The 26,554-nt window shown below is 37.9% G+C and carries 28 protein-coding genes; 8 read left to right on the top strand and 20 right to left on the bottom strand.

What is annotated here, in order from left to right:
• Positions 1-19 precede the first annotated feature (19 nt).
• Positions 20-1,498: a glycoside hydrolase family 130 protein gene (locus tag DUT68_RS00140; protein WP_113634659.1), complete on the bottom strand. Its 1,479-nt coding sequence runs from the start codon at positions 1,496-1,498 to the stop codon at positions 20-22.
• Positions 1,499-1,698: 200 nt separating this feature from the next.
• Here DUT68_RS00140 and DUT68_RS00135 point away from each other — a divergent pair, with 200 nt between their 5' ends.
• Positions 1,699-1,944 carry a hypothetical protein gene (locus tag DUT68_RS00135; RefSeq protein ID WP_113634657.1) on the top strand — a complete coding sequence of 82 codons (246 nt, stop codon included), beginning with the start codon at positions 1,699-1,701 and terminating at the stop codon, positions 1,942-1,944.
• Here DUT68_RS00135 and DUT68_RS00130 read toward each other — a convergent pair.
• The 3 genes from DUT68_RS00130 to DUT68_RS00120 form a co-directional block, all read right to left on the bottom strand.
• A complete protein-coding gene (locus DUT68_RS00130) occupies positions 1,941-2,633 on the bottom strand; it encodes a response regulator transcription factor (protein WP_113634655.1) in 693 nt (230 codons plus the stop codon). The two genes, DUT68_RS00135 and DUT68_RS00130, sit on opposite strands and share 4 nt — an antisense overlap.
• The gene (locus DUT68_RS00125; protein WP_113634654.1) at positions 2,620-3,738 is read right to left on the bottom strand and encodes a sensor histidine kinase; all 1,119 of its coding nucleotides are present in this window, start codon (positions 3,736-3,738) and stop codon (positions 2,620-2,622) included. Before DUT68_RS00125 ends, DUT68_RS00130 begins: the two co-directional genes overlap by 14 nt.
• A 129-nt stretch (positions 3,739-3,867) precedes the next feature.
• The gene (locus DUT68_RS00120; RefSeq protein WP_113634652.1) at positions 3,868-4,404 is read right to left on the bottom strand and encodes a DUF892 family protein; all 537 of its coding nucleotides are present in this window, start codon (positions 4,402-4,404) and stop codon (positions 3,868-3,870) included.
• 188 nt (positions 4,405-4,592) lie between these two features.
• Here DUT68_RS00120 and DUT68_RS00115 point away from each other — a divergent pair, with 188 nt between their 5' ends.
• Positions 4,593-5,084, top strand: a complete 492-nt coding sequence (locus tag DUT68_RS00115) for a CinA family protein (RefSeq protein ID WP_113634650.1) — start codon at positions 4,593-4,595, stop codon at positions 5,082-5,084.
• On the opposite strand, the gene DUT68_RS00110 is transcribed toward DUT68_RS00115, so the two are convergent.
• Positions 5,077-5,961, bottom strand: coding sequence for an SDR family oxidoreductase (locus DUT68_RS00110; protein ID WP_113634648.1), 885 nt, complete (start codon positions 5,959-5,961; stop codon positions 5,077-5,079). The genes DUT68_RS00115 and DUT68_RS00110 overlap by 8 nt on opposite strands.
• 158 nt (positions 5,962-6,119) lie before the next feature.
• A complete protein-coding gene (locus DUT68_RS00105; protein ID WP_113635424.1) occupies positions 6,120-6,611 on the bottom strand; it encodes a lipocalin family protein in 492 nt (163 codons plus the stop codon).
• A gap of 144 nt (positions 6,612-6,755) precedes the next feature.
• Here DUT68_RS00105 and DUT68_RS00100 point away from each other — a divergent pair, with 144 nt between their 5' ends.
• Positions 6,756-7,877, top strand: coding sequence for a trans-sulfuration enzyme family protein (locus tag DUT68_RS00100; RefSeq protein WP_113634646.1), 1,122 nt, complete (start codon positions 6,756-6,758; stop codon positions 7,875-7,877).
• A gap of 4 nt (positions 7,878-7,881) precedes the next feature.
• Here the strand turns inward: DUT68_RS00100 and DUT68_RS00095 are convergent, their stop codons facing one another.
• From DUT68_RS00095 to DUT68_RS00085, 3 genes are read right to left on the bottom strand one after another with little or no spacing between them, the layout of a single operon-like run.
• Positions 7,882-8,661, bottom strand: a complete 780-nt coding sequence (locus DUT68_RS00095; RefSeq protein ID WP_113634645.1) for a sensor histidine kinase — start codon at positions 8,659-8,661, stop codon at positions 7,882-7,884.
• Positions 8,662-8,697: 36 nt separating this feature from the next.
• Complete coding sequence (locus DUT68_RS00090; RefSeq protein ID WP_113634643.1) at positions 8,698-9,363, bottom strand: hypothetical protein; 666 nt, start codon at positions 9,361-9,363, stop codon at positions 8,698-8,700.
• Positions 9,360-9,770: a hypothetical protein gene (locus tag DUT68_RS00085; protein WP_113634642.1), complete on the bottom strand. Its 411-nt coding sequence runs from the start codon at positions 9,768-9,770 to the stop codon at positions 9,360-9,362. Before DUT68_RS00085 ends, DUT68_RS00090 begins: the two co-directional genes overlap by 4 nt.
• Before the next feature lie 235 nt (positions 9,771-10,005).
• Between DUT68_RS00085 and DUT68_RS00080 the strand changes: the two genes are divergently transcribed.
• A complete protein-coding gene (locus tag DUT68_RS00080) occupies positions 10,006-10,677 on the top strand; it encodes a response regulator transcription factor (protein ID WP_113634641.1) in 672 nt (223 codons plus the stop codon).
• A gap of 225 nt (positions 10,678-10,902) precedes the next feature.
• Positions 10,903-11,448 (top strand): M15 family metallopeptidase domain-containing protein, encoded by a 546-nt coding sequence (locus DUT68_RS00075; RefSeq protein ID WP_113634639.1) that lies wholly within the window; start codon positions 10,903-10,905, stop codon positions 11,446-11,448.
• Between the two features lie 78 nt (positions 11,449-11,526).
• Here DUT68_RS00075 and DUT68_RS00070 read toward each other — a convergent pair whose 3' ends face one another.
• The 4 genes from DUT68_RS00070 to DUT68_RS00055 all read right to left on the bottom strand — a co-directional run bounded on the left by DUT68_RS00070 (position 11,527) and on the right by DUT68_RS00055 (position 17,998).
• Positions 11,527-12,657 (bottom strand): efflux RND transporter periplasmic adaptor subunit, encoded by a 1,131-nt coding sequence (locus DUT68_RS00070; RefSeq protein ID WP_113634637.1) that lies wholly within the window; start codon positions 12,655-12,657, stop codon positions 11,527-11,529.
• Positions 12,658-12,684: 27 nt separating this feature from the next.
• A complete protein-coding gene (locus DUT68_RS00065) occupies positions 12,685-17,016 on the bottom strand; it encodes a CusA/CzcA family heavy metal efflux RND transporter (protein ID WP_113634636.1) in 4,332 nt (1,443 codons plus the stop codon).
• A 113-nt stretch (positions 17,017-17,129) separates the two neighbouring features.
• Positions 17,130-17,531: a hypothetical protein gene (locus DUT68_RS00060; protein ID WP_198659503.1), complete on the bottom strand. Its 402-nt coding sequence runs from the start codon at positions 17,529-17,531 to the stop codon at positions 17,130-17,132.
• Positions 17,532-17,593: 62 nt separating this feature from the next.
• Entirely contained in the window at positions 17,594-17,998 is a 405-nt protein-coding gene (locus DUT68_RS00055; RefSeq protein WP_113634633.1) for a response regulator, read from the bottom strand.
• 162 nt (positions 17,999-18,160) lie between these two features.
• Between DUT68_RS00055 and DUT68_RS00050 the strand changes: the two genes are divergently transcribed.
• Positions 18,161-19,279 carry a sensor histidine kinase gene (locus DUT68_RS00050; protein WP_113634631.1) on the top strand — a complete coding sequence of 373 codons (1,119 nt, stop codon included), beginning with the start codon at positions 18,161-18,163 and terminating at the stop codon, positions 19,277-19,279.
• 16 nt (positions 19,280-19,295) lie between these two features.
• On the opposite strand, the gene DUT68_RS00045 is transcribed toward DUT68_RS00050, so the two are convergent.
• Positions 19,296-19,661 (bottom strand): SPW repeat domain-containing protein, encoded by a 366-nt coding sequence (locus DUT68_RS00045; protein WP_113634629.1) that lies wholly within the window; start codon positions 19,659-19,661, stop codon positions 19,296-19,298.
• Positions 19,662-19,914: 253 nt separating this feature from the next.
• Between DUT68_RS00045 and DUT68_RS00040 the strand changes: the two genes are divergently transcribed.
• On the top strand, positions 19,915-20,529 hold the full coding sequence (locus DUT68_RS00040) for a hypothetical protein (protein ID WP_113634627.1): 615 nt from the start codon (positions 19,915-19,917) through the stop codon (positions 20,527-20,529).
• Positions 20,530-20,551: 22 nt separating this feature from the next.
• On the opposite strand, the gene DUT68_RS00035 is transcribed toward DUT68_RS00040, so the two are convergent.
• Together DUT68_RS00035 and DUT68_RS00030 are read right to left on the bottom strand one after the other, a co-directional pair.
• Positions 20,552-21,406 (bottom strand): fumarylacetoacetate hydrolase family protein, encoded by an 855-nt coding sequence (locus DUT68_RS00035; RefSeq protein ID WP_113634625.1) that lies wholly within the window; start codon positions 21,404-21,406, stop codon positions 20,552-20,554.
• A 174-nt stretch (positions 21,407-21,580) separates the two neighbouring features.
• On the bottom strand, positions 21,581-22,027 hold the full coding sequence (locus DUT68_RS00030; RefSeq protein WP_198659502.1) for a DUF1572 family protein: 447 nt from the start codon (positions 22,025-22,027) through the stop codon (positions 21,581-21,583).
• Between the two features lie 156 nt (positions 22,028-22,183).
• Between DUT68_RS00030 and DUT68_RS00025 the strand changes: the two genes are divergently transcribed.
• On the top strand, positions 22,184-22,876 hold the full coding sequence (locus DUT68_RS00025) for a Dph6-related ATP pyrophosphatase (protein ID WP_113634622.1): 693 nt from the start codon (positions 22,184-22,186) through the stop codon (positions 22,874-22,876).
• 81 nt (positions 22,877-22,957) lie between these two features.
• Here the strand turns inward: DUT68_RS00025 and DUT68_RS00020 are convergent, their stop codons facing one another.
• The 4 genes from DUT68_RS00020 to DUT68_RS00005 all read right to left on the bottom strand — a co-directional run bounded on the left by DUT68_RS00020 (position 22,958) and on the right by DUT68_RS00005 (position 26,464).
• Entirely contained in the window at positions 22,958-23,146 is a 189-nt protein-coding gene (locus DUT68_RS00020) for a hypothetical protein (protein WP_113634620.1), read from the bottom strand.
• 5 nt (positions 23,147-23,151) lie between these two features.
• Complete coding sequence (locus tag DUT68_RS00015; protein ID WP_113634618.1) at positions 23,152-24,033, bottom strand: SGNH/GDSL hydrolase family protein; 882 nt, start codon at positions 24,031-24,033, stop codon at positions 23,152-23,154.
• A gap of 30 nt (positions 24,034-24,063) precedes the next feature.
• Entirely contained in the window at positions 24,064-25,467 is a 1,404-nt protein-coding gene (locus DUT68_RS00010) for a sialate O-acetylesterase (RefSeq protein ID WP_157960731.1), read from the bottom strand.
• 118 nt (positions 25,468-25,585) lie between these two features.
• Positions 25,586-26,464: a DUF5017 domain-containing protein gene (locus tag DUT68_RS00005; RefSeq protein WP_113634614.1), complete on the bottom strand. Its 879-nt coding sequence runs from the start codon at positions 26,462-26,464 to the stop codon at positions 25,586-25,588.
• Positions 26,465-26,554 lie beyond the last annotated feature (90 nt).

The raw sequence follows: 26,554 nt of genomic DNA, 5'->3' as shown, positions 1-26,554 counted from the left end.
TTTTTGCAGTAAAGTTCCACTAAACCGAACTTCCGTTATTGGTTTCCATAATGCGCTCTAGCAAACGGTTTAAGTTTACTGTAGCAAACGATGAGCAATAATCTGACAAACCGTAAGGAATAATCAACTCGCCGTTGTGGATAATTGAACCACAAGAGTACAATACATTTGGCACATAACCTTCTCTTTCATCGGGGTTTGGAACTAGCAGCGGCTCATGTAACCTACCAATTTCTATGGATGGATCGTTCAAGTCAAGCAAACTGGCACCTAAGCAATATCTCCGCATTGGACCAACGCCATGCGTAATAATTAACCAGCCAGCTTCTGTTTCGATGGGTGAGCCGCAATTTCCAATTTGAATAAACTCCCAAGGGTAAAGTGGCTGCTGTAATTTAATTGGTTCTTCCCAAACTGTAATTTTGTCCGAATACATCAGGTAATTGTTCCATCCGTCAATTCTCGACATCATCGCATATTTACCTTTAATTTTTTTAGGGAACAGCGCTAAGTTTTTGTTCTGTGCTCCTTTGCCATGCAGCGGACTCACCTTAAAATCGTAGAAGTCGTCTGTTTGCATTAGCTTAGGAATAATAAATGCGCCATCAAAAGCAGTGTAAGTAGCATAGTAAGTGATGCTGCCATCTTCTTTTGTAAAACGAACAAACCTGGCATCTTCAATCCCTTTACGCTCAAATTCCGAAATTGGAAAAATTACGCGATCTGAAATATCGGTGTCCTTTGAGAAACAAATCTCGTGATAAGTATCTGATAGCCACAAAATCCTATCATAGGCTAACTGATCTGCATCCTCCTGTTGTTTTTCCTTCTCATCTATTACCAACCTCCGCAATTGCGTATAGTCAAATTTATCGCCCAAATGCTGGTTGATGTTGGAAATAACCTCTGCAGATACGCCAGCATCTTCTGCTTTTTTAAGGAACAGGCTTTTGTTATAAATGGCATTCTTCACTACATCAGCTTCATCAATGTAAATGCCGGCAGGCAACACTTGAATATTGTTGTGCGCATCAATCAAGGCCCTTCTAAATACAACAGAAGAAATATGGCCCTCACCTACTGCTCTAAAACTAATAATCACTCGTTTTTCGCCTTCCACCAAGTTGGTTTGATCGGGGTCTTCTATAATGGACGGGTTAAAAAACGCTGCCGACTCGATGGAATATTCATGGGTAAAGTATGAACCTATCAGGTATTTCACAAACTCATCCATTTCATCATAAGCATAGCCCATCTCCTCAATTAGCCATTGTACCTTTTTGCAATGACGTAAAAACACCCTAGTGATATTCCGATGTCGTTTAGAAAATTCCTGCAATAAAGGCGACACAATTTCAAATACTTGGCGTTCGTTAAGGCTCATCACCTTCGATATCACATCTTTGGCTCTTTCATCGCCATTATAAAAAAATCTCGCTATTACTCTGCTCGGATCTGGATATACTTTTACGGGTTTTCTGGAAACTGTAATCCTCATAATTGAATTTGATTTTAGAAAATAACACTTTTAAAAGGAAGATGTTTGCAAATAGCTCAACTCTGGGTAAACCAAAAATGTGATGAACTGTTACTTATAAAGATAATGTGATTCAGGATGATTTATTGTATCAGATTGAACATTCAATTGTATTAAAATAGCTAGGTCAAAATAGCTTTACCGTTTTAAAAGAAAGCAACATGGAATCATCAAACAAAGAATTTTACATCATTGCCGAAATAGATCAACAGAAAAAACACATCAAAGTTATCGGTTTGGAAACCTCTGATGGTGTGCCTTACTATTCCTGTTTAATTGGGGAAAGCGAAATCAGTCAGGTGCGTAAAGAAACTTATGGCGGCTGGGAACAACTTTGGGGCGACTTACCTAAAGAAGCCGTAGAACAAATAGGACAGGAAATAGCAAAACAGGTAACGCCGCCTTAGTCCATTTGGTAATGAAGCACACCGTTAACAATACAATACTTAATTAACGCTGCCGTGTTTTTCACACCAGTTTTATTAATCATTTGCAGGCGATGCCCTTCCACCGTTCTTTTACTGGTAAATAACTTGTCTGCAATTTCCAAATTGGTATAACCTTCGGCAATTAGCGCTAAAATTTCAACCTCCCTTGATGAAAACTCCACTTTTGGAACGTTATTTTGCGGCCTACTTACGATTTTAGTCCCCAACAACAACTTTCCTAATAAATGGTAGCTAAGCTCGGTACAGATATAAAATGAATTGTAAATTACTTGCCTGATGGCAAACACCAGCTCCTCTTCGTTAACACTTTTAAGCAAATAACCCTTAGCTCCGGCTTGTAGTGCTTGGGAAATGTACTTTTCGTGATCAAGCATTGATAAAATCAGCACCCGTATGGCAGGAAATACCTCATTTACTTTTTTGCACAGTTCTAAACCTCCCATGTTGGGCATGTTGATATCAGCCAGAATTAAATCTACATGATGTTCGCCATGTGTTATAATTTCTAAAGCTTCTAAGCCATCGGCAGCTTCGCCAATAACATTAAAATTTGGGTATTTGGCTAATAAAGATTTAATTCCATCTCGCACTAAGTGATGGTCATCAACCAATAAAATATTAATTTGTTTAGTACTATTCTGCGCCATTTAGAGGGATATTCATTAAAACTTTGGTTCCTTTATTTGGCGTCGAAAAAATTTCGAAAACACCATTTAAAATCCTAATTCTGTTCACAATACTTTTTAAACCGAAGCCCTTTTTAGTATCCGATAAAATATTTTTGTCCATACCCAGGCCATTATCGGTTTTACTTACATAAAGCTGGTCGTCCTTTTGCATAATTAACACATTTACATGGGTTGCTTTTGCATGTTTTACGGTGTTATTTAAAAGCTCCTGTATAATGCGGTACACAATTACCTCCAAATTTCTATTCAAACGGAATTCGTTAATGGTGAAACTTAAGTTAAATGAGATGTGCTGAGGATCAAGTTTTCTTTCCAACAAATCTTTCAAAGCTTCTTCGAGTCCCATGTCTGATAATAATACAGGCGTAAGCTCAAAAGAAACCTCTCTAACTTTTTTAATGGCCTTTTGCAACAGCGCCCTACTTTCTGTATCCTCGTTGCCTAATTTAAGTTGGGCAGCAAACAGCAGTTGACCAATTTCATTGTGCAAATTTTCAGCAATATTTCTACGTTCTTCCTCTTGCGCATCAATAATTGCTTTAAATATAAGTTGCTGCTGTACTAGTTCCGCTTTTGCCTTTTCATCAATCAAGCGTTGCTTATCTTGCTCCAGCTCAATCTGCGGCGTAATATTTTGAGAAATTCCAATAATTTGCAGCGGAAGACCAAACACATCACGCTTCAACAGCTTTCTTCTGGTGGCTATCCAATGTGTTTTGCCATGCAGGTCAATTACACGGTAAGTAAGTTCATCTAGGTCGTTATCGTTCAAGTATTTGAGTCTATCTAAACTTTTAAAGTACATTTCCTGATCTGCCGGATGGATGGTCCTTTCAAAAAAACGCAAACCTAACTCCTCTATTTGTTGTTGATTGAGTCCAAACAAGTTATGTATGGCTGCATTGGTATAAATTTTACGCATTTGCTGAACGTCAGTTACGTAAATCATATCAGGCACGGCATCCGCAATTTTCGAAAAAATTACCGCATCTAGTTCGAAATCTTCAATCAATATCTTGCTAGACGGGCTTTCTACCACCTGTAAATCATTTTCTTTATGCATAAGCGCTAATTGCAATTGAGAGCCTAAATATAGCCATAATTATTATAATCATTAAAGGAGTGATTTTGTAGGCGCTCAATTGCTTTTAAAAGATAAAACGCGGGAATTTATCCTGTGTTAATGGAGAAATTACACAATTTCATCAAGCATGGTACCAGCATCAGCCATTGCCAACTGCTCTTCCTCAAGTTGTTTACTATGAATAATAATTTTAAGCAAGTTCACTATTTTTTCCTGATTCAATTCCAAGGCCTGCGCTAAAAGCGACGTAAGCGCTGTAATTTGATATTGCTGTGCCTGTTGCATACCAACAATTAAACCAGCATCCCTAATGAAACTATGGCGTGGGGTAACATCAATAATATCGTAACACTCATCAATTAGGTATTCCATGTCTTTATTATCGCTACCAGCTATTTCAACCTGTAGTAGTTCAAACATGCTTTCAAAGCGAGCTAAATGTTCTTTTTCGTCTTTTTGGAATTTCTCCAACAAATCCAACAAATCATCACTGCCTACTGCTAATTGGATAATTGGCAATACGGTTAGCCACTGTTGCTCAGCGTCATAAACCAATTTCAACCCTTCAATTAACGAGCGGCAATCGCCGACTAGTACATTGTTTTTATTTTCAATAGAAGCGTTAGAATTTGTTGAACTCACCATAATAAAACATTATAAATCAAACATTAACAATTCCTAAAAGCGATGATTTAGTAAATCTAATATCTGACAACATATCTGTCATTAAAAGGATATTAATACTCAAAAGTTAAGTATAAATACTTGTTTTAAAACGAGTTATTTCAGTATCGAACAAAAAACAAACACAATTATAAATATGTTTTTTGCATATGAACATTACTGAACTAACCCTTGATGAACTTAGCAAACGCTGCAAAAACGAATCAATTTCAATTGCGGCTGCCGAAAGCGTAACCGCTGGATATCTTCAGTTTTTACTGAGCCAAATGCCAAGCGCACTCGACATATTTAACGGTGGAATTACCACTTATAATATTGGACAGAAGGTAAAACATTTAAATTTAGATTATACTGATGCCGCTAGATGCAACTGCGTATCTAAAAATACAGCGCAAATAATGGCCTTAGAAGTAGCTAAAAGCTTTAACAGTAAAATGGGGATAGCAATTACAGGCTATGCCAGCCCGGTACCAGAAAAAGGTGTGGAGGAGTTGCATGCTTACATGGCCATAGCACTCAATGGCAAGGTTGTTCATAGCTACAAGCTACACAGTAAAGAAACCTCGGCAGCCGAAGCGCAAAAAGATTATGCACTGCAAGTGGTTACCGAGGTACTTTCTTACCTAGAAGGAATTAAATAGTGATACGGCCGCCGGTTACAGGCAATACTGCACCTGAAATATAGCTTGCCTCGGCAGATGCCAAAAACAAAAAAGCAGGAGCAATTTCTACAGGCTGACCAGGGCGCTCCATAGCCGTATTTTTTCCAAAATTTTCTACGTTGAACTTGGTAGCAGGAATCAAGGGCGTCCATACTGGGCCTGGAGCTACCGCATTTACCCTAATTCCTTTGCCTTGTTTCAGTAAAATTTGGCTTAAGTTAGATGTAAAGTTGATTATTGCTCCCTTTGTTGCGGAGTACGGCAATAAGTCGTCAGAAGGTTCAAATCCGGTTACAGAAGTAGTATTTACAATGCTACTGCCCTTTGGCATATGAGGTATTGCCGCTTTGCACAAATGAAAAATAGCTCTAACGTTAGTATCAAAGGTATAATCCCATTCTTCCGTTGGAATATCTTCAATGGTTTTGCGACTGATATGAAAAGCGGCATTGTTGATTAACACATCTATTTTTCCAAATGCTTCAACTGCTTTGTTTACTACTGCCTTGCAATGATCTTCGCTGGTCAGGTCGCCTTTAACCAAAACGGCCTTTCTACCAGCTTCCCTTACATAATTAGCAGTAGTCTCAGCATCTTCATCCTCTTCATCCGATAGGTAGCTGATGAGCACATCGGCCCCTTCCCTGGCAAAAGCAATAGCCACTGCCCTACCAATACCCGAATCTCCACCCGTAATTATTACTTTCTTGTCCTCAAACCGACGATACCCTACATAGCTATCTTCACCATGATCTGCCTTTGGGTTCATGAGTGCTTCGGTACCTGGATGCTGCTGCTTCGGTGTATCAAACGGTGGTGCCGGAAATAAATCTTTTGGATATTGTTGTTCATTCATAGCTTTTCCTTTTAAATGATATTATGCTGAACGAATGGTAAAAAGAAAAGTTCCTAATAATTGATTTTCAGGAACAAATACGCAACAAAGCAAGTATTTATACTAAAAAAGCCACGAAAGCTTATTCGTGGCTTTAAAAATGATTTGTTAAACTGAGTTTATTTCACAGATTTCACAAAGTTCAATACTACATAAGCAGTATTACCGCTGTATTCAATAGGTGATTTAATGGTCATCGTGTTATCGTCAGCATTGGTTAGCATCATTCGATAACCTTCAGTTACGTTTTTAGCTTTATCTCCTTCGTATAGCTTTTTGAATTGGAAAGTGCCATCGGCATTATTCACAGACCAAAAGATATTTTGCGATTTTGCACCACAGTTAGCGCTAGCAGGTAAATTGTACGTACCATTACCGCTGTTGGTTAAGCTCCAAGTACTGCCTACAAAACATTTGTACGAGCTCTCACCCAAAAATGAGCGTACAGCCACATCAGGAATACCTTCGAAACTGATATTGTTTAACATCCAGTTGCCAGTAACATTGCCTCTTCTTACAGCAGCGGCACCAGTTGAAGTTTTTGGAGAGCAGCTTTCCAACACCAGTAGTGATGCCGAAAATAAAGCGATAGCTAAAAGTAGTTTTTTCATTGTCGTAATTTTAATGTTAATTATGAGGATGGCTGTATCGCCAATTGTATAATTTTTGTGAACTCTTCGCACAAATCTTGCCAAATATCCTATAATTACACCTTTTACCATACATTTGTTTATCTAACAGTAAAATAAAAAATAATGAACCCAGAAACTACCGCTATACACGCTGCAAACCTAGTAAAAGCTACCACCGGAGATGTTACCTCTCCTATACACTTATCTACAACTTTTTTTAGAGGCGAAGATGGTGGCTACCCAGGTGGTCACATGTATAGTAGGGTAAGCAATCCTAACAGAACAGCATTAGAACAAGTACTTACAGCCTTGGAAGGCGGCGAAACCAGCTGTGCCTTTTCTTCTGGAAATACAGCAGGGATGGCCATTTTTCAGGCCTTAAAACCGGGCAGTCATATCATCGCTCCAGATGACATGTATTGGGGATTTAAAAAGCAGTTAATGACCATTTTTGAAGGAACATTAACTTTTGACTTCATTGATTTAACCGTTACCGAGAACATAGCACAGTACATTAAACCAAATACCAGCTTAATTTGGGTAGAAACGCCATCCAACCCTTTGCTTAAAATTTGTGATATTGAAGCAATTGCCAAAATCGCAAAAAAACACGGGCTGATTTTTGCCGTAGACAGTACTTTTGCCTCTCCTATTTTACAAAATCCAATTGCATTAGGGGCTGACATCGTAATGCATTCAACCACTAAGTACATTGGCGGCCATAGTGATGTATTGGGTGGAGCGTTAACTTTTGCAGCAAAGAATGAGTTTTGGGAAAAGGTTAAAAATATACAGGAAACAGGTGGCGCAGTGCCTTCTGCTTTCGATTGTTTTTTACTGATTAGAAGCATTAAAACTTTGGCCTATCGTATCAAAGGACATTGTGGCAATGCCGAAAAACTGGCCAATTATCTTAAAAATCATCCTCAAATAGAAGCGGTTTACTACCCTGGATTAGTTTCCCACCCGCAGCACGAAATTGCCAAAGCGCAAATGCGTGGCTTTGGAGGTATGCTTTCCATTTTAACCAAAGGTGATGCCGCCGCTGCAAGAAAAGTAGTAAATAGCGTAAAAATTTTCAGTCAGGCTACAAGTTTGGGCGGAGTAGAAAGTTTAATTGAGCACCGAGCTTCGGTTGAAGGACCAACTAGCAAAACGCCACAAAACCTTATTCGAATTTCAGTAGGACTAGAAAATATTGATGATTTAATTGCTGATTTGGACGCAGCCTTAGCGGCAAAATAAATAGCTAGTGCGCTTCTAGTTCAATAGCAATTTGAAAGCCCCTACCTACAGCAGTAGTAATTTGGTAGTGGGCATTAACCATTTGTAGCCTGCTTTGGATGTTTTGCATGCCAATTCCGGTTCTTTCGTTCAAAACAGCTAAATCAAAACCTTTACCATTGTCTTTATAGTGGATATGAAGGTTTTCTGCGAAGTTAAAATCAATATCAATTATTGTTGCTTTAGCATGCTTAATGGTATTATCAACCAGTTGAGTAATTACCCTAAAAAATGCCAATGCAGTTTTTTCAGGTAGTGGTACGGCGTCAGCGTCACCTTGTTGCGACAACCTAATTTTAATTTGCCCGGTGTTATTGATGAGCGTAACAAAAGCCTCAATGGTAGGGAACAAACCAAATACCGAAAGTCCAGGAGGAGACAAGTCATGTGAGATATGACGCACATCCACAATCATTTTATCAATTAATTCCTTCGCATCGGTTAATGTTTCAACATGTTCTGTTGGCACCTGTTTTTTCAGCGAATTAAGCATTAATTTGATCGCTGATAGTGTACCGCCAATTTCATCATGTAAATCCTGACCAATGCGTTTTCGCTCAATCTCTTGAGAATCAATAACTGCATTTAACAACTCTTTTTGTTGTGCTAGCTGCGTTTCTTGTAGTTGGCGCTTTTGTTTCCATACCACACTTTGATTTCTGATGTAGAACAACAAAAATGACGCAACTAGAATTAGCAGCAACACTACGCCGTAAAATATCAGCAAATAAACATTATCTACCATGTTTAATTATTCCCAAATTTCCATTGTTCAATTCTACTATTTTGCTGCACCGTTAACTTTTTTAGTTTTCGGAATTAAAGTAAATGCCTTGGTAAAAGCTAAATACATTATTAAAACCAACAGCGAATGTATATTCCAAACCAATGTATTTAGCTCTTTATTGTACGACTTAAACACGAAATAATTGGACATTAAAAAAATAATACTCGCCGCTGGAAAGTATGCCATAATGCCAATGTTAACCCAACTAACTGGCTTTTTCATTAAATCTTCCACAAATCCACTTCTGTACAAATAAAATAAACAGATTGCCGTAATAATCAGCGCTTCAAGTGGACGTGTATAAGTATTGAACGAAAAAATATCCTGCAAAAACAAGAAGTTTATGATACAAATAATTGGAAATACGACCATTAATAAATTCAGATAGCGGCTAATTTTTTGGCTGTTAAAAATTGATTTGAAATAACTTAAAAAAAAGAGCGTTTCAACAACAGTATAAACGTGGAGCAGTGGCAAATTACGCATCCCCATTTCTATGAGCAAAATAGCAGTCAAATTGGTTATGCCAGCAGCAATTAGGTAATAAAATATGGTCTTCATGGCCCTATCGGCATATTTATATTTGAAGATAAATACACCGATAGGTAGAAGAATACTTAATGGAACTACAATGCCTATTAAAATATTTTTAAGCATCATGGCACATATAAAGGGCTTGTTTTATCACATTCTGTTGGACAAGGCTTAGTAAAATCGTAAATTTCTGTATCGTCACCTTCCCCATTGCCGCGATTATTTTGATAGATGATATCTTTTCCTGCTTTATCTACGGGAACTATTACCGCGGTTACATCATCTGGTAAATCAGTATCGGTTTCTTTTACTGCGAAATACGCCCTAACTCCCGATAGTTGATTAATGTCAGCACCATCTGCACCTATTACATTATAGCTATTAATAATCGCTAGTAAATCGCTGATTGGAATAAATACTGCCCTAGGAATATTGGATTCTGGTACTTGTAACACCAGCTGATTGCGAAAGCGGGTAACACGATCTACTGCCTCATCAACAGGAATTGTTGGTACGTTAATTTTTGATTTCATTTAATTGCATTTAAAATTGTGAGTATTGAATGGTTTATTTATTCCTAATAGTTTTATTTGGTCGAATCTAGTAAAAAAAAGATATTTGTAATAATGATTAAAGCAACATTTGTGCGTTTCGCATTGTCTCTCAAGCATATTAATTTCAGAAGGTGAAGAAACACAAACTATTTATTTAATGCTTTAACGTTAGTTGCACGATAAGTATCAAAAAAACCCAAATTAACGATCAAAAATGACGATAAACGTTGCCATAGCCGATGATCAAAAGCTTTTTAGAAAAGGAATGATCGCATTGGTAAATTCCTTTGACGACGTAAAAATTATTTTTGAGGCCGAAAATGGCAAACAACTCGTTGATCTTTTACAAGCAGAAAGCGAAGAGATCCATATCATATTATTGGATTTATCGATGCCTGAAATGAATGGACTGGAAGCGCTTAAAATCATCAAACAAAGCCATCCCAACATTGGTGTAATTATTTTAACTATCCACGAAGCAGAACATCACATCCTTTCGACCATACAAGCTGGGGCTAACGGCTATTTGGCAAAAAATGCAGAACCTGAAGAAGTAGAAAAGTCGATTAGGGAAGTGTTTAAAAATGATTTTTATTTTACGCTTCCAATGTTGGAGATTATGCGTAAAGGCTTGATTAAAAAACCTCAGGCAGCAAGTTTAGATGAAAACGAGAGCCTGCTCACACCAAGGGAGAAAGAAGTGCTACAGTTGATTTGTAAACAGTTCAGCAGTGCAGAAATTGCCGAAAAACTTTTTTTAAGCAACCGCACCGTAGAAGGTCATCGGAATAACCTTTTACTGAAAACCGGCAGCAGAAACACCGCAGGATTGGTGCTTTATGCCCTTAAGCATAAACTGATTGAAGTTGATCATTTCAGCAATTAAAGACCAAGTGCATTTTTAAAAAACTATTGGTTCAGTAGCGCATTGGCGCAAACTTTTCACACTTCCCCAAAGCTCAAAAAACAAACTAGGTAAAAATACCTGGTTACCTAAGCGTTTTTACCTGATTGTTATTATCAGCAAAAGCATCCTATTTACTGCTTCACTTTTTTTGTCACTTAGCATTGTCGAATTAACAGTGCTCATAAACCATTAAACAAAAACGAAGTGAATAGTTACCCTAGCCCACAACTGAGCGATGCTACATTGGACCTGACAGTTGATACACAATTTTACGCCTCAGCTTCTGATTTTAATAACATTGCCGAGGAAATCATCCCGATGGTGAAAAAATTAATTAGCCTTTGTGCCGCAAATGGATTTTACGTAAAAATCATCAACAGAAATACCATTATCAGAAAGTTTTTGATGGATCAACTGGCATTTGATTTTGTAGCTGCAAAGGAAGCTAGTGAGCAAATTAGGCTTTCTTATCACAACCACGGACTAGCATTTGGTATCGGCATTTATGAAAGTTCTGCCTCTGGCAAGCTGAAATATGTAGATCACGAGGTAATCTATAATCAAGTAGCCAGACTAGGAGAATCTATTGGGTTTACTTGGGCTGGCCGACAAGCTTCTATGCCTAACCTGAGGTACTTCGAATTTAGACCTGAATGGGCTAGAAACATTAGCGACAATGAAATGATGAATGAATTATACCGTAGAAAATTGGCTAATTGCAGCTTACTCACGGCAACTGCAACTAATTGATCCTGGATTAGCTCTCCACTTTGTTTCGCCTGAAACAAAATAAAGCCCCTTCCGGGGCTTTATACTTTTTAACACATCCTATTCCTCGTCTTCACCAGCATTTTTAAGTTTCATCAGTAAAGAATAAGCACCTTTAGTGGCAATTTTCTTTCCTTTTAAATCGGTAAGTATAGCGATTTTACCATCCGCAGTTTCGCCAATATTTACTGCCGTTAAAGTAAAGTTCAGCGGCTTATTTTCCACAAAAACATAATCTTTACCTTCGAAACTCACCACGGCATCTTCAGGTAGTACTTGCACCTTTTGATTACCAAATTGTAGCTCCGCGTTCATATACATACCTGGCATCAAACGCTGGTCGTACTGTTCAAAATGACAGTGCACTTCGCCTCTTCCACCTTCGCTAACGTTGTGGCTTATCAAAATTACTTCGGTATCGTATTTTTTTGCAGGCTCCACATTGGTATAGGCAATTACGTGCTGTCCAACCCTAATTTTGCTCAAATCTTTTTCAAAAATAGTTAAGTTCAAATGAATGTCAGTTGGGTTAATTAGTTCCAAAATCACATCAGATGGCGTTACATACTTCCCAATGTTTACATTTACTTTACTAACATAACCGTTAATTGGCGAGTATACATTTACCGATTTAGAAATTTTTCCGCCCTTCAGCTGAGCCGCATTGATGTTGATCAGTTTAAGTTTTTCGGACAATGCGTTTTGCTCCACTAACAAATTATTATACTCTGTTTCTGCCTGTTGCAAGGTTTTATCACTATTTGCCTTGCTCACATTCAACTCTTTCTGACGGGCCAATTCTTTTGACGCATAGCTCAATTTATTGCTTACGTTCAAGTAATCTTGTTGTAATTGAATGTATTGCGGATCTTCCATCACCGCAATTACTTGGCCCTTATTTACATGAGTGCCTGGCAGCATTTTAGTTGATTTGAGGTAACCGCCCAAAGGAATGCTCACCGACACTAAATTTTGAGGTGGTACATCAATTTTACCCTGTAGCTTCAGCGTTTCGTTAACATTTCCAAAACCAACTTTACCAACTTCCAAGTTAATGTTTTTAGCCTGCTGTTGTGTTAAGGACACCTCGTTTTCATTTACTGCCTGCGGTGTTTCGGCTTCAGGCTTATCGCTACTGCAAGCTAATGCTACGGTAGCGCTTATCATAGTTATATATAAATACTTTTTCATTCTAAATTTATCAAAGCAATAAATGATTTACAGTGCCAAAAGGTAATTAAGCTCTATTGCACTTTTATTTAATTGTCGGATGGCTTCAAAATAGCTTTCCTTAATTGCGATACTTTCATTATTCAGCATTGTCCATTCCAAATAATTGATTTGGCCGTTTTTGAGTTGCAGATTTAAAGTATTAGTGATGGCATTTGCTGTAGCCAAACCATTGCTTTTTAAGTTTTGCACCAATACCCGTTGCTGCTGGTACTGCTGGTAAACCGATTTTAGCTGTGTACTCAATTGCTGTGTTACCTGAGCCGTTTCAGCTTTTCTATAAGCTTCATAGGCTTTGGCAGATTTCACTTTATTGCGCTGCGAACCACCTAGCAATGGAATGCTTAAGCCCAATTGCACAGATTGGAACCGATCACTTGGGGTAAAATTGACGCCATCCCTTAGCGTTGTATTATTATAGCCAACGTTAAATTCGGGCAGTAGTTTAGCTTTTTCAAGCGCAGTTTGAGATTGCGCCAGTTTTTCTTCCTGTTGTTGTATTTTAATCAGTGGATGATTGACCCACGAAATTGTATCGGCCATTTTAACAGTAGCTATCAAACTTTCGGCTACCGGCTGCAAAATATCATCTGTGTTCAACAAAAATGAAAGTTGTTGTTGTCTAAGTGCCTTTTGTACCAACAAATTTTTCAGCTTGGTATCAATTTGAAGAAGTTGGTTTTGCGCACTTGCTTTCTCCAACATGCTGCTCTCCCCTGTTTTCAGCCTTACTTCTGCTAATTTTTGGAGCTTTTGATAAGTACTATCTGCCTGCTGATACAATTGTTCGTACTGCTGAATAGCAAGCAGTTCGTAAAAAACCTCGGAGGTAAGTTTAGTGACTTCAGCTTTACTCAACTCTTGCTGAATTACTGCAATTTTCCATTCCTCTAACAATCTATCTTTCTGTTTTGCATAAACTCCAGGCAAGCTAAAACTTTGGTTAACACTAATTTTATTGTCCATCAAGTTACTATTAAACTTTCCATATTCGCCGCTGATATTAGTTGGCGAAATGGTAGTGGCCGTTTTTGTCAATTGCTCGCCGTAACTTGCTTTAAGTTGTGCACTTTTCAAACTTCTGTTATGCTGGTAAGCACTATCAAGCGCAGCATTTAAAGTAATTGGCTTTTGCGCAGAAACTGATGAAAAGCAGAAGACTAATATCACTATTGTAGCAATTGAAGCAATTTTTTTACCTCTAATTAAGCCTTTTTCAAAACTCACATATAAAATTGGAAGTACAAAAAGCGTAAGCAATGTGGCTATCATTAAACCGCCAATTACCACCGTAGCTAGCGGACGTTGAACCGCAGCGCCTGCTCCGTTGCTTAAAGCCATCGGCAAAAAGCCCAACGAAGCTACAAATGCAGTCATTAATACTGGCCTAAGCCTCGTATTTGTACCTTTAAGCACTACTTTTTTCATGTCTTGTTCTCCTGATTTTTTGATGTTATTGAATTCGGCCACCAGTACAATTCCGTTGAGCACAGCGATACCAAATAAAGCAATGAAACCTACACCTGCACTAATACTAAATGGCAAACCACGCAAGGCCAATAAAAATATCCCGCCAATTGCCGAAAGGGGAATTGCCGTGTAAATTAACAAACCATATTTTATGGAGCCAAAGGCGAAATAAAGCAGTAAAAAAATCAACACCAACGATACTGGAACCGCAATCATCAACCTAGATTTTGCTTCGTTTAAATTTTCAAAAGAACCACCGTAAGTAATGCTGTAACCGGTAGGAAGTTTAATTTCCGACTGTACTTTAGCTTGAAGCTCATTTACGATACTTTCCACATCCCTTCCGTTAACGTTAAAACCTACCAAAATTCGGCGTTTGGTATCTTCTCGTTGAATTTGACTTGGGCTATTAACCAACGATACATCAGCCACTTGTGATAAAGGAATTTGGCCACCGTTAGGCGTTGGAATCAGCAGATTTTGAACGTCTTTGATGCTAGACCTCTTGTCATTTTGTAATCTCACTACCAGGTCAAAACGTTTTTCACCTTCGAAAACCAGCCCGGTACTTTGTCCGGCAAATGCCGTATTTACATTCCTGTTAATTTCCGCAATGTTTAAGCCATACTGCGCTACTATTGCCCTGTTGTATTTGATTACAATTTGAGGCATCCCCGAAATTTGTTCAACATAAATCTCTGTAGCGCCGTCTACTTTTCTGACGATATTCCCAAGTTTCTTAGAGTACAGCGCTAAGGTATCGAAATCTTCTCCAAAGATTTTGCAAACCACATCTTGCCTAGCGCCAGTCATCAACTCGTTAAAACGCATTTGTACCGGGAACTGAAAACTCGTGGTAACTCCAGGAATTTCGCTTGCTGCTTCACCCATTTTCTCGGATAGCTCTTCGAAAGTTTTTGCGGAAGTCCACTCCTTTTTAGGCTTTAAGTTTATAATCATATCACCAACATCAATTGGCATAGGATCAGTTGGCACCTCGCTGCTTCCAATTTTAGTGACGATGTTTTTAACCTCCGGGAAACGAGCTTTTAAAATGCCAGCTACCTTTTGTACGTTCTCTACCGTAGTGGTTAAACTACTTCCTGAAAGCACCCTAGTTTCTACAGCATAATCGCCCTCCTCAATAGATGGGATAAACTCACCACCCAAATGAGTAAGCAAAATAATAGCTGCCACAAACATGCCCAATACCACAGCAATAATGGTTTTCGGGAAAACCATCACTTTTTGAAGGGTATTAGCGTAAGCTTTTTCTACCCTAGCCATCACCCTATCAGAAATATTAGGTTTAGTTTTGATTTTTTTGCTCAAAAACAGACTGGAAACCATTGGAATGTAGGTTAGCGAAAGGATAAATGCGCCCAATAAAGCAAAGGCTACTGTTTGCGCCATTGGCTTAAACATCTTTCCTTCAATACCTTGTAAACTGAATATAGGCAGGTAAACAATTAGGATGATGATTTGACCAAACACGGCACTGTTCATCATTTTTGAGGAAGCACTCTTTACTTCCAAATCCATTTCGTTTTGCTTCAGTATGCTGATGCCGGCAAACTTTTTATTGTGACTTAATTGGTGCATCACCGCTTCAACGATAATCACCGCACCATCTACAATCAGGCCAAAATCTAAAGCACCTAAACTCATCAAGTTACCGCTAACGCCAAAAATATTCATCATGATAATGGCGAAAAGCATAGACAAAGGGATTACCGATGCTACAATAAAACCAGCTCTTAAGTTACCTAGGAAGATCACCAACACAAAAACCACAATAAGCGCTCCTTCAAGCAAGTTGGTTTCTACCGTTTTAATGGCATTGTTCACCATGCTTGTTCTATCTAAAAACGGAACAATTTCAACGCCCTCTGGCAAGGTTTGTTCAATTTGCTTGATTTTAGCTTTGATGTTATCAATCACAACGTTGCTATTGGCACCTTTTAGCATCATCACCACAGCACCTGATACTTCTCCTTCATCATTGAAAGTTAAGGCACCATATCTTGTAGCAAAGCCTATTTCCACATTGGCCACATCTCTAACTAGTAGCGGAGTAGCTCCAGCTTCGCTCCTCACTACAATGTTTTCGATATCTTCTTTATTTCCAATTAAGCCTTCACTACGGATATACAATACACTCGACTGCTTTTCGATGTAAGCACCGCCAGTATTTTGATTATTACTTTCTAAAGCATCAAAAATATCAGACATGGTGACGTTGTGTGCCACCAGTTTATTAGGATCGATAGTCACTTGATATTGCTTCAGCTTACCACCAAAGCTGCTTACTTCGGCAACGCCCTTAACGCCTAAAAGTTGGCGCCTAATGATCCAATCCTGGATGGTACGCAATTCAGTAATATCATAACGATGCTCGTAACCTTTCTTGGGCTTTACGGCATACTGGTAAATCTCTCCCAGACCTGTAGAAATAGGTCCCATTTCGGGTTTGCCAATGCCTTGAGGTATTTGTTCCTGTACAATCAGTAGGCGTTCGGCAACCTGCTGCCTTGCCCAGTACACGTCCACATCATCGTTAAAAACCAAAGTTACTAGTGATAGTCCAAAACGGCTGAAGCTTCTAATTTCCTTAATTCCAGCAATGTTACTATTAGCTTGTTCCACAGGAAAAGTTACTAAACGCTCAATATCCGTGGCACCGTAAGAAGGAGCAATAGTGATAATCTGTACTTGATTATTTGTAATATCAGGTACGGCATCAATGGGTAGTTTGGTGAGTTCAAAGCTACCGTATATAATCAAACTGAGTGTAAACAGTCCGATAATGAGTTTATTCTTGATAGAAAACTCAATGATTTTGTTTAACATGAAATATGATAATAAGTGTTTTCTAATTCATTTAATTGCAGCTTACTTTTTAATAAAATCGATTAGTGTTGATGGACACCAATGACATAAGAGCAGCTACAAGTGAAAATTTACTAAGAAACAGTAATTATCTTTGGCGGTTGCCAAATTTTTCCGGCATAGGCCGAATATGAACTAGGCTCATTAACGATAGGCATTTGCTGCTTAGCAATTACCTGCGAAAATTTTTGAATAGTTAGTCCAGTGGTAGGTGGCAAAGCAGGGCTGATGAAAGATACATTGCAGAACTCATGTGTTTTGAACGGCAGTTGTTTATCTCTGGCCGCATCGCCATCATTTCCATGCCCTAAATCGTTATAATGGTGTTCCAAATAGCCGAAAAAGGTTATGGAATTATCTAAGTTTTTGTGCTCGAAGTAGTGTTGAAAAAGCACAGGAAGCTTGGTAAGCTCCTGCATATCGGTGCTAGAAAGCAAATAAAACGTTAATAGTAGTATGTGTAAAGCTTTTTTCAACGCACCAAAATTAGCACATTGCGTTAAAATTGCAAACAGCAAGCTCAAATGTTACATTTCCACTACGTGGTGGCTCGCCATCTTATCAAGTTTTCGATATTGGTTAAAAGCTCGTTTAAGTCGAAAGGTTTTGCGAGGAAAGCGTCGTATTTAATTTTTAACTGTGAGAAAACCGAAACTGGAGCAACAGAATAAATGATAACAGGAACCTGGCTAGTTTGCGGATCATGCTTTAGGCTATCACATAAATCGCTTCCGTCCACTGTAGGTAATCGGTAATCTAGCAATACTACATCTGGTTGGTAATTAGAAACTTGATTTACAATATCACAAGAATGAGAATGGATTACGAACTCATAACCTTCTAAATCGAAAAGTTCTGAAAGGATATGCCTTAAGTCAATATCACTCTCAACTACTAATACTTTTACCAATCTTTCGATGGTATTTGCCTTTGCTACAGCCATAATCCCCACTTCTATTTTATCAAATATGGCAAATGCGATTTATACGTGAATTAGGATAATTACTTAATATCTATGGTCAAACACTTATTGTTGGCAAGTATTTTCATCAATTTAAAACAAAATGATGAGCTTAAATGCTTTACTGAAGTAAAGTAATGGGTTATGAAAAACAAAGGCCATATTATTAATAACGATAACGTTTTAGGAGATATCGATTTAATTCAGGGCATTGTTGACGCTGCTCCTGGAATGCTTTATGTAATTGAATTGCAAAACATGCAAATGGTTTACGCCAACGAAAAAGTGTTGAGTCTTTTTGGAAAAACCTTAGAGGAACTGAGCCAAATGGGTGTTAAACTCTTCGACAAATTTGTATTTCATGAGGATAGAGAAAGGTTTGATGCCCACATTAGCGATTTGTTGTCATCAGAGCCTGGCGATGTGAAAGAACTTACCTTCCGATTACTTAATGCCGCCGGGCGACCAACATGGGTGCGTACCAGGAGAACCATCTACAAAACAGATGATCATGGCAAGCCTACGCATGTAATTAGCTTATCGCAAGATGTGTCCAGAGAAATGGAACTGATGGAATTGAAAGCTCAATTAGAGGAGGAAAAACGCCTATTGAAGGAAGAAAAACAGCTAGAAATTTTTAGGGCAATATTGAGTACGCAAGAAGAGGAACGGCAACGAATTTCTGAGAGCTTACATAATGGATTGGGCCAGCTGCTTTATGGGGTAAAGCTGAACCTTTCGACATTGAATATACAACTGGCGGCAGCAAATCCAGAAAGTTTTTTGGACACCAAACAGTACACCTCTCAATTGTTAGACGAAGGAATAAAGGAAACTCGAAGAATATCACATCAATTGATGCCTACCGTATTAAACGATTTTGGGATTAGAGCCGCTATTGAGGATGTTTGCCATAAAATGGAAGCAAAAATTATGTTTTCCTTTGATTTTGAAGGTTTGGCATTGCTAAAACCGAAATATTTAGAATTAGCGGTATACCGTACGGTACAAGAGCTAGTGCTAAACATTGGTAAACATGCAAAAGCCACTCACGCCAAGATAACGTTAAAGGTAAAACCGCATCTCATCTATATCAACGTTTGCGATAACGGAATTGGATTTGATATCAACAAAAATGGCTACAAAGGGATAGGATTACGTTCAATTAGGGATAAAATTAGCTTGCTTAAAGGTTTTATGAAAGTAAGCTCCAGAGCCGGAAGAACAGAAATTGATATCAACATCCCAATCTCAACTAAGTAGCAGGCGCTGTTTATTGCTATTGCCAACTTGATTGCTTTGTGGTAGATTGTCTTTCAGTAAATAAACCCGCTATGATGGCAATAACGCCTATTACTAAATGAGGTAGATATACTTTATCTTTAAATGAGAATAACCAGGGTGAAGCAATTAAGAATACACCAAGAAACACATCTAGATTTAAATGCATTGACATAGAAACTCTTCGATAAAGTCCACCTTCATATTTAGTTGCTACCGATAGCAAAAGCACCACAAACCCACTACCAACTGAAACTGCCGTTGCCTCATCGGAGTTACTAAATTTAAAGGCCCAAGGCGCAAAAATTAAAACTAATGCAGATAGATAATCCAACCAAGCATGCGCTATTCTACTTATCATCATATTTCTTTTTGAAGATTAAACTACCTTCGAAACATCAATAAACACAAACTGTTGGCGCAAGCAATATAATCAAGTACTTACTGCCTGTTATTGGGTATAATGTGCATGAAAAAATCTATATACGCTACTGTTGCGAATTAGCTAAAGCATTATTATATTGCCTTGCATAAACACTATTTAATGCTCACAACATCAACTATTCACTTGGCCAGCAAATTGAAAATAGCATTAGCGGCATTTACCTTTTAAACATATGAACGAAAACCTATTCCCAGTGAGTGGAAGCAAAATTAGCACGCTACTAATTGATCACGATTCACTTAAGTTCTCTAGCAATAGATATCACACCTCCAATGAATTTAAAGAAGCTTGGGATAAAAAACTATCGCTTGCTACGAAAACTAAAATCAATTTTGAGAAAATCAGAGTGATTAAAAAAGAAGAAGATGAAACGAATGTAGTGATCAGATACAAAACAAAAATAGGGATAGTTACCGTTTGCGAGTTTTCCTTTTTTAACAAAAACGATTATGAAATTTTCTTCGATTTTTTTGAAAAACAAAGATATTATCAAAGACGATTTGAGACGCTAACCCCATTGGCGGCAGCAAGTAATTATTTTTTAGGGTTGGCAATAACCTTAGCGTTTACAGTTTTCTGCCATTATGAAGCGGTTGCTATAGCAAACGGAACTGCTTCCGTGCCTACTAGCGGTAAGGGAAGGGCATTTTATAACATCATTGAGTTACTAGGAGAAATAGGTGTTTTACTAATTGGTGGAGGCATTACCGCCTTTATACTTTATAAAATATGGCAGCGGTTTAACAATCCTCCAAACATCACTAAATTAATACCTCCAAATAGTTAACGGAGGTTTTAGTAAACACTTACTACAAGCTAAAAGGCACTACCAGCTGGCGTGCTACGCCTAAACCGTCGGCACCCAGCTCCACTACGTCACCTGCTTTCAAATAAACTGGCGGTTTTAAACCTAGGCCCACCCCAGCAGGCGTTCCAGTACAAATCAAATCGCCTGGCAGCAAGGTCATGAATTTAGATACATAAGAAACTAGTGCTTCTATCGAAAAAATCAGGTTTTTAGTACTGCTATTTTGGTAAGTTTCGCCGTTTACTTTCAGCCAAAGGTTAATATTTGCCGGGTCGGCAATTTCATCTTTGGTAACTAGGTATGGTCCAACTGGCGCAAAGGTATCGCAACCCTTTCCCTTGTCCCAAGTACCTCCCCTTTCCAACTGAAACTCACGCTCCGAAACATCATTTGCTAGTACGTAACCCGCTACATAATCCATCGCATCAGATTGGTCTACATACCTTGCCTTCTTTTCGATTACCACACCAAGCTCCACCTCCCAATCCACTTTTTCAGCGCCTAAGGGGATCATAATTTCATCAAAAGGGCCAACTAAAGCGCTAGTAGCTTTGAAAAAAATAATCGGTTCTTTAGGAATGCTTGCCCCCGTTTCCTTCGCATGATCTAAATAATTTAAACCGATACATACAATTTTAGATGGCCTAGCAATTGGTGCTCCTAACCTACTATCAGCCGCAATTTCCGCCAAACCTGTTCTATTCTGCTCAATGTATTGCTTCAGCCTATCCAAACCGTTACTTGCGAAAAAAATTTCGTTGAAATCTTCGTTGAAAGCTGATAGATCAAAGTTTTTATCCCCGATTTGTACGCCTATAAGTTCTTTGCCAAAATCGCCGTGACGAATTAATTTCATTTGTTGTTTGGGTTAAAGATGAACTGATGCAAATAAGATTTCCTAAGCAAGCTAAAGCAGAAATGCTTTGTTTGCATCGGCTCCACAAATTAACCATTATTAGTTATAAATAGAGTTTAAAACTTAAAAACGCTCAACTTATCAAATCCACAATAGTAATTTATCAATTGATGATTAGCAATCCAACATCCGTCGGTGGTAATTTACTTGGCCTAAATGATAACTGAGATGCATCACCAGGTGCACAAGAAAAAACTCAGTAGTTACATGATCTTCCAGCACCTTTATGGGGTATTCACCTTTAATTTGTGTTTCCGTAAGCGTTGGCAACGTGTTTTCGATCATCAAGATAGTTTGCGTTATAGCGTTCGTGAGCTCGCTTCTTGGCACATTCTTTTTGGCGAATTCCTCAGGTCGGTTTCTAATGTAACCAGTTCCGCCAAACTCGGCACCAATATAGGTGTTTAGATTTCCAATCAAATGCAGACAAAGGTTTCCAGCCGAGTTGGATATGTGCTTGTCTATAAGCCAAATGTTCTCTTCATTTTGGTACAATGCTAATTCATCTTTTAATTTATTAAGATCTCGACAAAAAAGCGTGGTTAAGGTTTTGCTGATCATTTGTTATTCATTTTTGGAAAATTAGGCATATTATTTTTCACTATAAATAATCGAAAATAGTTTTGAGTAAAAAATCTAGAAATGCCAATCGTTAAATAAATCTTATTTACAACCGTACAATCAATATCTTTACCACAAAACAATCATCGTTATCAAATGAGCATTGCACCAAGTATATTTAATTGGAGTGGCGGGAAAGACAGCTGTTTGGCACTGCATCATATTTTGCAGCATCAACTTTTCGATATCAGATACTTACTTACCTCTGTTAGTGAAACCTACGACAGGATAAGTATGCATGGTGTACGCAGCAGCCTTTTGGTTCAACAAACGGAGAGCATTGGGCTTCCGCTTTATCAGGTTAATTTACCTGAGATGCCCGATATGGATACTTATGACCGCACCATGTATACACAGTTAACTGCAGTTAAGGCGCAAGGTATCACGCATTCCATTTTCGGAGATCTGTTTTTAGAGGATTTAAGGGCTTATCGCGAAAGTAAATTAGCGGAAATAGGCCTGATAGCCGAGTTTCCACTATGGAAGAGAGACACAACAGAAGTATTGAATGAGTTTCTCTCGCTAGGCTACAAAACGATTGTGGTATGTGCTCAACAAGGGCTGGAAGACTTTTGCGGACGTGTTATTGACGAACAATTTATAGATGATTTGCCCGAAGGTATAGATCCGTGTGGCGAAAACGGCGAGTTTCACACCTTTGTATTTGATGGACCAATTTTCAAAAAACCTATTAAATTTAGCTTAGGTGAAAAGGTATTCAGAAGCTTCCCTTCACCTGATGGAAATGCTGAACAAGGCTACTGGTACGTAGATTTGGTGGATGGATAGCAACCTTTATCCTTTTTCGCTTTTACCTAAAAGGAACCGGTTTAGATTTAAAATTTTGGCGTTTTGTTTTTACAGAGAATACTACCATTTTACATTAGCTTCGATAAAAGATATGAGTTGTTTTGCCATGGCCAATTGTTCGTTTCGTTTTGGATGACCAGGCGTATTCTTGTATGGAAAAAACAAATTGTAAATGTTGTGATCATTCAATTGACTGGTAGCCATTTTTATATATTCAGGCCATTTAGAACCTTCTTTTGTTGTATCCATATTTCCTAGTGCACATATAATAGTTGCTTTTGGATTACATTTTCTAATTTTGCGATGAAAGATTTGTAGGAGTTGACAATAAATTCTTCATTTGGTTTTCGTGCTCCAAACCTTGCTTTAAACTGCGGATTACTTGGATTGTTAACTAACCAAGCGTCGTTTTGAAAAAGATTTACAACAATAACCTGAGGCTGGTACTTATTGAAATCCCAACGATTGGTACTATCGAGCGGATTTATGCGATTATAAGTTTCTGACATAGTTTCAGCAAACCAACTCACCATAACCCCTATTCCACTACGTGATGTATTGTAATATTGAGCGTTAAAATGCCTTGCTGTAATTGCTGCGTAGGTGTAATAATTATTAAAATACTTAGGTTCTCCTGAATCCTTTTGTTCAGTGGGCGTGTCAACACCATGTCCGGCGGTTATAGAATTGCCATAAAATTCAATTCTACGCGTTGGCAATTTACTTGTCTTCAAAACTTTAGCCTCACCACTTAAAATAAATCCATAAAACTTATTGGCCGAAGTACTGTTGGATAATTTAAACAGTGTTAAACGGTGTTGCTTGTCATCAAGATTTGAAACCAAACGATACAACTGTGTAGGTTTATCTTTTAAAATTTCAATTTTGGTTCGGATAGAATCATCAACAATAACATAAAAATAAGCATCCTCTTTTGCCGATTTAAGTTTGGCGTCTACGCTAGCACCTTTGAAGTTCAAACTTATACTGGAACCTGGCCAATAAATTGAAGCAGAATCCGAATTTACGACAACCCTACCTTGATATGATATTCCAGAATGGTTGGGTTTAATATTCAGTTGTGCTTTGGCAGCAAAATTAAATAGAAGTATTGTTAATATAAGATATCGCTTCATTATCGTATTTAGTTGATAAACTATTTTACGCTAGTAGGCCAACTGATCGGTCCTGAAAGGCAAAGCTGGCAAGCTGGCAGAATTAAAAAGGTTTACTTCTTGAGTATTTTTAAAGCAGTATCTAACCGCCGCAATCCTTGATAGTTGACTGCATGAAACTGATATGTTTTTCCCTTCCAACACTGCATCAGCTGGGTAGAAATTAATTCCATCTTCACTAAGTTCAAAACCGTTTATAGTTTTTCCTTTAATAATTAAACCGTTTCCAATATTATCATAATAAACAATAGCCTTATTTGCCAGATATTTTACCTTGACTACATTTGGTCCATTTGTTATGGCTATATTTTTATTGTAAACTTCTTTTAACGCAATAGATGACAAACGCTGGCCAACTTCTTGTTTGTTCCGGTAATGAATATTTTTAACATCTCCAATATCACCCGTTCTGGCCATAAATACATCGCTTATCTTTAAAACTTTCACCTGTTCCTCTACTAAATAGCCTAATGAATTATCTTTTCCCCAGAAATATTGCTTTGATCTTCCCATATAGTTGAAAGGTGCAATTTGCACATATAAAAATGGCAAATCTCTTTGTTCAAAAATCATCCTCCAACCTTTAATTAAGCTTTCCATTTTCTTAGCGTAGTTCCTAGGGTCATTTATATTATTTTCTCCCTGGCACCAAATCACGCCTTTTATGTTGTATTTTCTAAATGGAAAAATCATCCCGTTAAACAATACCGAAGGGTAATTTTCATTGACTTTTACGCTTTCAACAGTGATATTTTTGAGCTTTTCATGTTCGCTTTCAAAGGCATTCAAATCCTTAGCGCTCATCCACGCCTCAATATTGGTACCACCCCAACTAGAGTTAATAATACCAATAGGCACCTTTAAGTTTTGTTGTAAATTACGAGCATAAAAAAAAGCTAAAGCAGATATTTTTTTGGCATTTTCGGGCTTACATACCAGCCATTCGCCCTGCTGAGCATCACTCGTTGTACGTGAAATTGTGCCTTTCACCACAAATTGTCTAATTGAGGGGTAATTAGCATTTTTCACTTCTTCTTTAAAATTAAAAGGGCCATTGTATCCTTTAGAATTGCTATCTAAAGGAAATTGCATATTCGACTGCCCCGATGCTAACCAAACTTCACCTAAAAAAATATCTTCTATTTTAATGGTATTTTTAGCTCCTTCAATTACCATCTCATAAGGCCCACCATGATGTGGTGTAGCGATGTCTGTTTGCCAATTACCTTTATCATCAGCAACCAAATTGATCGTTTTTTTAAGGAAAGTAAGTTTTAATTTGATTGCTTCCTTTGCTGCTGCTTTTCCCCAAATTTTTACCTTCGCATTTTGTTGCAACACCATGTGGTCAGTAAAAATACTACTTACAGCTAATTGAGCTTTAGCTACAACCATGCTACAAAGTATTAGCAGTAGAAACACTTTGATTTTAACAAATACCATGAGGTGGATTGATTATGCTTTTGATATAATATGCTTATGCCGCTATTGGATTAGCGATGCAATGAGGCATTTAAGGCTCGACTACAATTGTAACTTCTTTTAACACAGTATTAAAAGTTTCTATATTTCCTTTGGAGGCCAAGAAAGAAACTTTGTACGTTCCTGGCGCAGTAAATACATATTTTTTAGGATTTAGCAGCTGATTAATATCCTTGATAGCCTCCCCAGCGTCCCTTGTAACAAAACTCAAATCAGCCGGGCGGGCAATAACCCAAGTATCATTACTTGGAGCGTTTGCACCACCGCCAGTAAACCTTAAGCCGGTTGCAGAAACAGTCCACACATTGGATTTATTAATCATATTAAATCGTCCCCAACCTGCATCAGCTAAGTTTAATATTTCAAATACTCTATTATTAAACGTATTTCTAACCACAAAATCTCTAATAGTCCAAGTAGCTTGCGCAGTGGCACTTGTATTATCAGTATACTTAAAGGCAAAGTAAACACTTTTATTGGGCTCTCTTAAATCAGTTACATCAACCACACCTGATGGCGTATTATCCAACCCAGAAGATAGTGTTACACGATTTGTGATATCTACCCAAGTAGCGTTTACTATATTTAAAGAATCCGCAATTCCCGTAAAATTTTTTGATGCCAAGAACTTTAAAGTATTTGGTTTATTGTTCTGCAAATAGGTGGTAAATTGCAACTCTGCTTTACCATTACCAGACGTACGATCTTTAAATTCATATTGTTTACCAACTTCTCCAGAGAAAAAAGTAATGTTATCCGGATTACCCGTAAAGTTAAATACTATTTCCTCACCAACTTTTACCTTAGATTTTATAGTGGTAACTTCAAACTGAAGATCGTCCAGCTTGTATTTCTCACATCCGAAAATTGTAACGCAAATTAATCCTGCTATTAAATTTATTTTTTTCATTTCTAATTAATTAATATCCTAGGTTTTGAACCATTTTAGTGTGTATTTCGGAAATACTATCCATCCCTGTACGTTCCAAACTGTTCAGTA

The sequence above is a fragment of the Pedobacter zeaxanthinifaciens genome (assembly GCF_003313335.1).
In the GTDB taxonomy this organism is placed as follows: Bacteria; Bacteroidota; Bacteroidia; order Sphingobacteriales; family Sphingobacteriaceae; genus Pedobacter; species Pedobacter zeaxanthinifaciens.
This window is presented reverse-complemented; position numbering and strand designations above follow the sequence as displayed.

What these genes read in the sequence shown, in the direction of transcription:
- DUT68_RS00140 (WP_113634659.1), bottom strand. Translation starts at nt 1,498, where the DNA reads ATGAGGATTACAGTTTCCAGAAAACCCGTAAAAGTATATCCAGATCCG.
- DUT68_RS00135 (WP_113634657.1), top strand. Translation starts at nt 1,699, where the DNA reads ATGGAATCATCAAACAAAGAATTTTACATCATTGCCGAAATAGATCAA.
- DUT68_RS00130 (WP_113634655.1), bottom strand. Translation starts at nt 2,633, where the DNA reads ATGGCGCAGAATAGTACTAAACAAATTAATATTTTATTGGTTGATGAC.
- DUT68_RS00125 (WP_113634654.1), bottom strand. Translation starts at nt 3,738, where the DNA reads ATGCATAAAGAAAATGATTTACAGGTGGTAGAAAGCCCGTCTAGCAAG.
- DUT68_RS00120 (WP_113634652.1), bottom strand. Translation starts at nt 4,404, where the DNA reads ATGGTGAGTTCAACAAATTCTAACGCTTCTATTGAAAATAAAAACAAT.
- DUT68_RS00115 (WP_113634650.1), top strand. Translation starts at nt 4,593, where the DNA reads ATGAACATTACTGAACTAACCCTTGATGAACTTAGCAAACGCTGCAAA.
- DUT68_RS00110 (WP_113634648.1), bottom strand. Translation starts at nt 5,961, where the DNA reads ATGAATGAACAACAATATCCAAAAGATTTATTTCCGGCACCACCGTTT.
- DUT68_RS00105 (WP_113635424.1), bottom strand. Translation starts at nt 6,611, where the DNA reads ATGAAAAAACTACTTTTAGCTATCGCTTTATTTTCGGCATCACTACTG.
- DUT68_RS00100 (WP_113634646.1), top strand. Translation starts at nt 6,756, where the DNA reads ATGAACCCAGAAACTACCGCTATACACGCTGCAAACCTAGTAAAAGCT.
- DUT68_RS00095 (WP_113634645.1), bottom strand. Translation starts at nt 8,661, where the DNA reads ATGGTAGATAATGTTTATTTGCTGATATTTTACGGCGTAGTGTTGCTG.
- DUT68_RS00090 (WP_113634643.1), bottom strand. Translation starts at nt 9,363, where the DNA reads ATGATGCTTAAAAATATTTTAATAGGCATTGTAGTTCCATTAAGTATT.
- DUT68_RS00085 (WP_113634642.1), bottom strand. Translation starts at nt 9,770, where the DNA reads ATGAAATCAAAAATTAACGTACCAACAATTCCTGTTGATGAGGCAGTA.
- DUT68_RS00080 (WP_113634641.1), top strand. Translation starts at nt 10,006, where the DNA reads ATGACGATAAACGTTGCCATAGCCGATGATCAAAAGCTTTTTAGAAAA.
- DUT68_RS00070 (WP_113634637.1), bottom strand. Translation starts at nt 12,657, where the DNA reads ATGAAAAAGTATTTATATATAACTATGATAAGCGCTACCGTAGCATTA.
- DUT68_RS00065 (WP_113634636.1), bottom strand. Translation starts at nt 17,016, where the DNA reads ATGTTAAACAAAATCATTGAGTTTTCTATCAAGAATAAACTCATTATC.
- DUT68_RS00055 (WP_113634633.1), bottom strand. Translation starts at nt 17,998, where the DNA reads ATGGCTGTAGCAAAGGCAAATACCATCGAAAGATTGGTAAAAGTATTA.
- DUT68_RS00050 (WP_113634631.1), top strand. Translation starts at nt 18,161, where the DNA reads ATGAAAAACAAAGGCCATATTATTAATAACGATAACGTTTTAGGAGAT.
- DUT68_RS00045 (WP_113634629.1), bottom strand. Translation starts at nt 19,661, where the DNA reads ATGATGATAAGTAGAATAGCGCATGCTTGGTTGGATTATCTATCTGCA.
- DUT68_RS00040 (WP_113634627.1), top strand. Translation starts at nt 19,915, where the DNA reads ATGAACGAAAACCTATTCCCAGTGAGTGGAAGCAAAATTAGCACGCTA.
- DUT68_RS00035 (WP_113634625.1), bottom strand. Translation starts at nt 21,406, where the DNA reads ATGAAATTAATTCGTCACGGCGATTTTGGCAAAGAACTTATAGGCGTA.
- DUT68_RS00030 (WP_198659502.1), bottom strand. Translation starts at nt 22,027, where the DNA reads ATGATCAGCAAAACCTTAACCACGCTTTTTTGTCGAGATCTTAATAAA.
- DUT68_RS00025 (WP_113634622.1), top strand. Translation starts at nt 22,184, where the DNA reads ATGAGCATTGCACCAAGTATATTTAATTGGAGTGGCGGGAAAGACAGC.
- DUT68_RS00020 (WP_113634620.1), bottom strand. Translation starts at nt 23,146, where the DNA reads ATGGATACAACAAAAGAAGGTTCTAAATGGCCTGAATATATAAAAATG.
- DUT68_RS00015 (WP_113634618.1), bottom strand. Translation starts at nt 24,033, where the DNA reads ATGAAGCGATATCTTATATTAACAATACTTCTATTTAATTTTGCTGCC.
- DUT68_RS00010 (WP_157960731.1), bottom strand. Translation starts at nt 25,467, where the DNA reads ATGGTTGTAGCTAAAGCTCAATTAGCTGTAAGTAGTATTTTTACTGAC.
- DUT68_RS00005 (WP_113634614.1), bottom strand. Translation starts at nt 26,464, where the DNA reads ATGAAAAAAATAAATTTAATAGCAGGATTAATTTGCGTTACAATTTTC.